The organism is Corallococcus terminator (assembly GCF_003611635.1).
GTDB classification, from domain to species: Bacteria; Myxococcota; Myxococcia; order Myxococcales; family Myxococcaceae; genus Corallococcus; species Corallococcus terminator.
Window position 1 is genome coordinate 1 of the sequence record NZ_RAVZ01000462.1, and the last position, 6,065, is coordinate 6,065.

Annotated in this window: 5 protein-coding genes; 3 read left to right on the top strand and 2 right to left on the bottom strand. The window is 71.6% G+C overall.

From position 1 onward, the window contains the following. Positions 1 to 161: 161 nt before the first annotated feature. Entirely contained in the window at positions 162 to 956 is a 795-nt protein-coding gene (locus D7V88_RS38035) for an ABC transporter permease (protein ID WP_120545442.1), read from the top strand. Positions 957 to 1,112: 156 nt separating this feature from the next. Continuing rightward, entirely contained in the window at positions 1,113 to 3,278 is a 2,166-nt protein-coding gene (locus tag D7V88_RS38040) for a Kelch repeat-containing protein (protein ID WP_244238615.1), read from the top strand. A 54-nt stretch (positions 3,279 to 3,332) separates the two neighbouring features. Here D7V88_RS38040 and D7V88_RS38045 read toward each other — a convergent pair whose 3' ends face one another. Beyond that, the gene (locus D7V88_RS38045) at positions 3,333 to 4,238 is read right to left on the bottom strand and encodes a helix-hairpin-helix domain-containing protein (protein ID WP_120545444.1); all 906 of its coding nucleotides are present in this window, start codon (positions 4,236 to 4,238) and stop codon (positions 3,333 to 3,335) included. A gap of 164 nt (positions 4,239 to 4,402) precedes the next feature. Here D7V88_RS38045 and D7V88_RS38050 point away from each other — a divergent pair, with 164 nt between their 5' ends. Then, the gene (locus tag D7V88_RS38050) at positions 4,403 to 5,518 is read left to right on the top strand and encodes a hypothetical protein (RefSeq protein WP_147449047.1); all 1,116 of its coding nucleotides are present in this window, start codon (positions 4,403 to 4,405) and stop codon (positions 5,516 to 5,518) included. 120 nt (positions 5,519 to 5,638) lie between these two features. Here D7V88_RS38050 and D7V88_RS38055 read toward each other — a convergent pair whose 3' ends face one another. Further along, a complete protein-coding gene (locus D7V88_RS38055; protein ID WP_120545446.1) occupies positions 5,639 to 6,037 on the bottom strand; it encodes a RidA family protein in 399 nt (132 codons plus the stop codon). Positions 6,038 to 6,065 lie beyond the last annotated feature (28 nt).

Consider the following 6,065-nt stretch of genomic DNA (forward strand, 5'->3'; position numbering starts at 1 on the left):
AGATGGGCCTGCCGGTGGAGCTGATGACGGGCGCGCACGAGACGGGGGTGGCGCTCGGGTTGCTCGCGAAGCAGTGGGCGTGGGTGGCGGGGCTGGGCGCGGTGGCGACGCTCGTGTGGCGGCGGGGCCTGGCGCGCTTCGCGGCGTTCGGAGGATAGGGCGTGAGGCTCAAGCGATACCTGCGACTGCTGGGCGTGCAGCTCAAGGCGTCAGGCCTGCTGGCGCTGCAATACCGCGCGGACTTCCTGGCGGAGGGGCTGTCGTCGGTGGCGTGGACGTTCACGGCGCTGGCGCCGCTGTTCGTCGTCTTCGACAACCGGCCGAGCCTGGAGGGGTGGAGCTTCCACGAGTCGCTGCTGGTGGTGGGCTGGTTCACGCTGCTGCAGGGCGTGCTGGAGGGCGCCATCAGTCCCAGCCTCACGGGCGTGGTGGAGCACATCCGCAAGGGCACGCTGGACTTCGTGTTGCTCAAGCCCGCGGACGCGCAGTTCCTGGTGTCCACGCAGCGCTTCCTGCCGTGGCGCGCGGTGAACGTGCTGTCCGGCATCGGGCTGTTCATCTACGCGTTCGTGTCGCTGGGCCGGTGGCCGTCGTTCCCGGGGCTCCTGGCGTCGCTGGTGCTGCTGGGGACCAGCGTGCTGCTGCTCTATTCGCTGTGGATCCTCGTGGTGAGCGCGGCGTTCTTCGTGGTGAAGGTGGACAACCTCACGTACCTGTTCACGTCCATCTTCGACGCGGCCCGGTGGCCGTCCTCCGTGTTCCGGGGCGCGCTGGCGATGGTGTTCACCTTCATCATCCCGCTGGCCCTGATGACCACGTTCCCCGCGCTCGCGATGCTGGGGCGGCTGCCGTGGACGTCGCTCGTGGGCGCGGTGGCGGGCTCGGTGGTGTTCGCGTGGGTGGCGCGGCGGGTGTGGTTGCTGTCCATCCGCCACTACACGTCCGCGAGCAGTTGAGCCGTTCCAAGGCGACGCGGTCGGTCCGGGTTCAAACACAGGGGTCAACTGAAAGGGATTCACTGGTGGTGTCTTCCTTTGAATTGGGTTAAGGGGCCGCCCCCCCCACGGCGAAAGCCGTGTCCCCCCGCTGTGCAGTGAAGGACCACCCCTCAGATGATGCGTCTCCGTTTCAACGGCCTGATGGCCGCGCTCGCGCTTGCGTGCGCCTCGGCTTGTTCTCCTGATGAGCAGTCATTCGTTACCCGCTCCGCCGCGCTGGTCGATACGTCGGCGTGGAGCACCGCTGGAGCCATGGCTTCGGTGCGCGTGGACTCCACCGCCACCCTGCTGCGCAATGGCTATGTGCTTGTCGCTGGCGGGAGCACGTCCGCCGCGGAGCTGTATGACCCGCGCACCAGCCGCTGGTTCTCCCTGGGCGCGATGGCGACCCCCCGTCAGCGTCACACCGCGACGCTGCTCGCGTCCGGCCGCGTGCTCGTGGTGGGCGGCGGCGCTTCTTCACTGGGCGCGGCGGGGTCGGAGGTGTTCGACCCCGACTCCAACACCTGGACCGCCGTGAGCGGCCTGGACCTGCCCCGCTCCCAGCACACCGCGACGCTGCTGCCCAACGGGCGGGTGCTCATCGCGGGTGGAGACAGTGGTGCCGGCAATGCGCTGGCCACCGCCCTCCTCTTCGATCCCGCGACGAACACCTGGGCCACCACCGGCCGGATGAGCGCGTTCCGCGTGGGGCATACCGCGACGCTGCTGCCCAACGGGCGGGTGCTCGTCAGCGGAGGCCGCACCAGCGCCAATGGCACCGTGCTCGCGTCGGCGGAGTTCTATGACCCGGCGACCGGGACGTGGCTGCCGGCGGCCCCCATGGTCGCCCAGCGCACGGGCCATACCTCGACGTTGCTCCTGTCCGGCCAGGTCCTGGTGACGGGCGGCTTCGCGGGCAGCCTCGCCACCGCCACCACGGAGCTGTACGACCCGGCCACCGGCGTCTGGACGGCCCAGGGAAGCCTGCCGTCGCTCCTGGTCTTCCACACCGCCACGCTGCTCACCTCCGGACAGGTGCTCGTCACGGGCGGCTCCAACGGCGGACAGCCCTACCTGGAGAGCGCCTCGCTCTTCGACCCGTCCACCGGCACCTGGGCCGGGACGGCGTGGATGGCCACGCGTCGCATCAGCCACACCGCCACGCTGCTGCCCTCGGGGGAAGTGCTCGTCCTGGGCGGCGTGGCGCAGGCGGGCGTCCTCAATGCGTCCGCGGAACGCTACCGGCCGTCCTCGATGCCGTGGCGCCCGGCCGCGAACCTCGCCGCCGCGCGCGCGCAGCTCACCGCCACCCGGTTGGGCACGGGCGCCGTGCTGGTCGCGGGCGGCTTCCCTGTCGGTGGCGGTGCGCTCGCCAGCGCCGCGCTGTACGACGAGGCGACGGACTCCTGGCAGGACACCGCCCCCCTGGGCACCGCGCGCTTCCTGCACTCCGCCACGTTGCTGGGCAACGGCCGGGTGCTCGTCACCGGCGGACAGCGGGATGCGTCCACGTGGCTGTCCGCCTCGGAGGTGTACGCGCCCACCACCGGCACCTGGTCGCCGGTGGCGGACCTGGGCACGCGCCGGGCGCGTCACACCGCGACGCTGCTCGCGGGCTCGGGGAAGGTGTTGGTGACGGGCGGCGTGTCGGGCACGGGTTCGGCGTCCAACCTCGCGAGCGCGGAGCTGTTCGACCCGTCCGCCGGCACCTGGAGTTTCACGGGCGCCATGGCCCACTCGCGTTCATTCCACGCCGCGGTGCCGCTGGCTTCGGGCGAGGTGCTGGTGATGGGCGGCATCTCCACCGACGGCGCGACCATCACCGCCACCGCGGAGCTGTACAACCCGGCCACGGGGACCTGGCGGCTCACGTCGCCGCTCGCGACGGCGCGCTACGGCCATGTCGCCGTGCCGCTGGGCGATGGCCAGCGCGTGCTGGTGGTGGGGGGCTGGGGTTCGGACGGCGCGCTGCGCTCCGCGGAGGTCTATGACGTGGCGCTCGGCACGTGGAAGAACGTGTCGCCGCTGGGCACGCCGCGCTACCTGGCGCACGCCACGAAGCTGTCCACCGGTCGCGTGCTGGTGGTGACAGGGGAGGGCGGCTCGGGCCTGGGTGTCCTCGACTCCGCGGAGGTCTACGACGCCGCCACCGATGCGTGGACTCCGGCAGGCATCCTGTCCTCGCGCAACACGCACCACGACCTCGCGGTGCTGCCTTCGGGCCGGGTGCTGGTCGCGGGTGGCAGCGGGAGTAGCGGCGCGCGTCTTGGCGCCGATGTGTATTCACCCACGCCGTGACCCCGCCTCCACGAGGGGTGGGGTTGCCTGCCCCTCGTGGATGAAGTCCGGGCTTCAGGCGCCCGCGTGCGGTGCTTCGTGCTCCGCCTCACCGCGGTGGTAGTGCGCGAGGCATTCGTCCTCGCGGCCCTTCACGATGCGCAGTCCATCCATGGGGCCACCGTGGGCTGTCACCACGGTGCACTGCCCCCGGATCTCATCCTGGTCGTAGTAGAGGACCACCCAGTCGTGCGTGGTCTTCTGCCGGTGCGCCAGGGCCGTGTTGGAGAACAGGGCCCGCAGGTTCCATCCGTCCAGGCGCTCGCGCAGCACGGGCAACCAGGCCTCCCCGGAAGGGTTGAAGCGCTTGGGCGCGATGCGGCGCAGCTCCCCGTCCGCCGCCCTCCGGCGGTAGTCCGCGTCCACGCGCAGCAGCAGCTCCACCGACGGTCGGGGCACATCCTCGTGGGCATGCGACCGCGCCTGCTCGCGCGCTCTCCGGTTGCGCTCCAGTCGCGCCGCCAGCACCTCGCGCACCTGCTCCGCGCGCCGGGGACCGAAGCCTTCCACGCGCTCCAGCCGGCCGTCATGCGCGGCCAGTTCCAGCGCCTCCAGCGTGGTGATGTCCAAGGCCTCATGGATGCGTTTGGCCAGCTCCTCGCCGATGCCGGGCACGCTGGCGAGCAGGCTCTCGGGGGAGGCCTCCCCCTCCAGTCTTTCGAGGAGGTCCATCCGTCCGGTGCGCACGAACTCCGCGACCGCCGCCGCGATGCTCTTGCCCACCCCGGGCAGCTCCTTGAGCCCCGCTTCACCTCCGGTCGCCAGCACCTGCGTGACGGAGTCCGGCCACGTCGCGATGGTGGCCGCCGCCTTGCGGTACGCGCCCACGCGGTAGGGCATCGCGTCCTGTGTGTCCAACAGGTCCGCGACCCGCTCCAGCGCGTCCGCGATGTCGATGTTGCTCTTCCATTCGACGCCCATGGTACCTGGAAGGTAGGCCCTGCCAGGGAGGACGGCCACCCCCGGGCCGACACCCGCTCACCTGCCCGGCGCGGGAAATAATTCCCCGCCCGCAACCGGCGCCCGCCCGCCGGGTTGGAAGGAACAACTGGCAGTCACGCGAACCTTTCGACCTGGAGATGACGATGCGCTGGAACAAGACGTTGGCGGTGGGTGCGGCCCTGGTGCTTTCGACGGCGTGCGGCGGGGTGGATGATCAGGAGGCGCTGGAGTCCCTGCCGGACTTCGAGGGCACCTCGCTGGAGCTCAACGCGGACGCGCTCGAACAGGACGGCGCGGCGCTCATCGCGCAGGACCTGCGGGAGACGGAGGCCGCGCTCGACGGCGAAGGTGCCGCGATGCTGGAGGGCGCGCGCATGGAGGTGAAGGCGCTCAACGACGCGCTCCGGCAGGCGCTGGTGCCCCTGGCGGACCTGGTGAAGAAGACCGCCGACGCGCAGCCCGGCGACGTGCTGGTGTACGGCCCGCAGGACCGCGCCAACGCGACCTTCAAGCTCGCCGTGCGCAAGGGCGTGGGACAGCGCTACCAGTGGAAGCTGGAGGCCCGGCCGCTGGGCAGCACGGACGACACCGCCTACAAGCTCGTCGCCGCGGGCGCGCTCAAGCGCAACGGTGAGGCGCACCGGGGCCGGGGCACACTGGTCATCTCCCTGGACAACCTGAAGGCGGTGTCTCCGTCCTTCGCGGGCCAGGGCAAGCTGATGATGTCGTTCGCGCACTTCGGCCAGGGCAGCAAGTCGCTGGCGTACCGGCTGGCGAACTTCACCCCCAACACCGCGCAGCACGAGGCCGTCACGGGCGCCTTCGTGGGCCACAAGCTCCAGCCCTCCGGCGTCACCCGCGTGCGCGTGCTGGGTGCGTACAACCTGGGCAGCACCGCCACCGCCGCGAAGGAGAAGGTGCTCACCTCCGTGCGCCACATCCCGGGGCTCGGCGGTCGCGCGGACCTGCGCGCCTGGGGCGGCGATATCGCGGCGAACACCTACTACGTCGGTAGCGCGTGCTGGGACGCGCAGGAGAAGGAGCAGTTCCGCGTCCTCCTCCAGTGCACGGACGGCGGCCGCGTGGAGTCCTGCACGGAGGTGGTCGGCAGCCGCGTGGGCACCGTCCAGGATTGCCGCGGGCCGGAGCTGCGCGGCGACGTGACGCCTCCCGAAGGCACCGGCGACGACCTGTCCCCCGAGCCCGGCAACCCCGGCGCGCCGGATGACGTGCCCGCCGACGTCAGCGCGGAGTTCTGAGGTCGGCTTCATCCCGGTGCGCCTGACCCGGCGCACCCGGTTCCATGCGCTCGGACCCCTGCGCTCGGCCCAGCGCGGCCAGGTCCGTGCGCATGGGCCGGTTTGTTCGGGGCCTCGCCCTCAGCCGAGCGCGGATGCCACCACGGCGTCCGCTTCGATCTCCACTAGCATCCTCGGGTCGATGAGGGCCTTCACCTCCACCATCGACGTGGCGGGGCGGATGTCCCGGAAGCATTCGCCGTGCGCGCGGCCCACCTCTTCCCAGCGGGAGATGTCGGTGACGTACATGCGCGTGCGCACCACGTCCTCCATCCGAGCCCCCACCGCCTCCAGCGCCGAGCGGATGTTGGCGAGCGCCTGGGCCGCCTGCCGGTACGCGTCGCCTTCACCCACGAGCTGCCCCTGGGCATCCGTGGCGGTGGTGCCGGAGACGGAGACGAAGGGGCCCACGCGGACCGCCCGCGAGTAGCCCACGCGGGGCTCCCAGGGGGTGCCGGTGGCATGGAGGGTGCGCTGCATGGCTCAGGCTCCAGGAGGGGGCGGGGAG